This window comes from Bremerella sp. JC817, assembly GCF_040718835.1.
Taxonomy (GTDB): Bacteria; Planctomycetota; Planctomycetia; order Pirellulales; family Pirellulaceae; genus Bremerella.
Genome location: NZ_JBFEFG010000219.1, coordinates 1 through 626 on the forward strand (window position 1 = coordinate 1; position 626 = coordinate 626).

The 626-nt window shown below is 60.5% G+C and carries 1 protein-coding gene and 1 pseudogene; both read right to left on the bottom strand.

Features of this window, described 5'->3' with window-relative positions; genetic code table 11:
- A partial coding sequence (locus AB1L30_RS01060) for an H-X9-DG-CTERM domain-containing protein (RefSeq protein WP_367011474.1) occupies positions 1-307 on the bottom strand: 307 nt, incomplete at its 3' end.
- A pseudogene (locus AB1L30_RS01065) lies at positions 277-375 on the bottom strand (hypothetical protein); the annotation flags it as partial. The pseudogene AB1L30_RS01065 and the gene AB1L30_RS01060, both read right to left, overlap by 31 nt.
- Positions 376-626 lie beyond the last annotated feature (251 nt).

Genomic DNA, 626 nt, shown 5'->3' on the forward strand with positions numbered 1-626 from the left:
GAATGAAGGTCACCGAACCATCCAGCATGCCAAGCATGACGCCGCCGGGGTGATTGCTGGCAGGCGGAAGCACGGCCCAGTCGATGTTGGCGTTCCTGCCGTACTGGCACCTGGGCGAGTTGGGGGGCGTCATCGTGGTGAAACCATTCACGGCGGTCCATCCGCTGGTGAACAAGGCACCTCGCCAGCAGACCTTGCCGCATGGTTGCCGATGGCACCAGGTCGCCGGACGTGGGCTGCAGCTCGGCCCCGATCGCCGCGGCCGGCACCACGCGAGTCCGAATCGGTATCGCTGTGGAAGACATATCCTTTTTGCTGCAGGCGTGATTTGAGGGCCGCGTAGTTTTCGATCACGCCATTATGGACGATCACCACCTAGAAGAAATAGATCGCAGGACGAGGGACCGACCGAGGCAATGTCGCTCGAGCTGACTCGTTAGTCCGACTTATCCGCGAACCACTACGCCGGGACGAAGCTGTCGTCTCGGCAAGCAAGAGACCTATTGCAGCTACTTTGAGGTGGAAGGCGTCCCGCTGCAGGAAAAGAAGTTGTGGCTGCACGACGACTACGTCAAGTTTCTGAGGGTTTCGCAGTGGCATCTGGAACGGGCCGGGCTGGGGGTTCT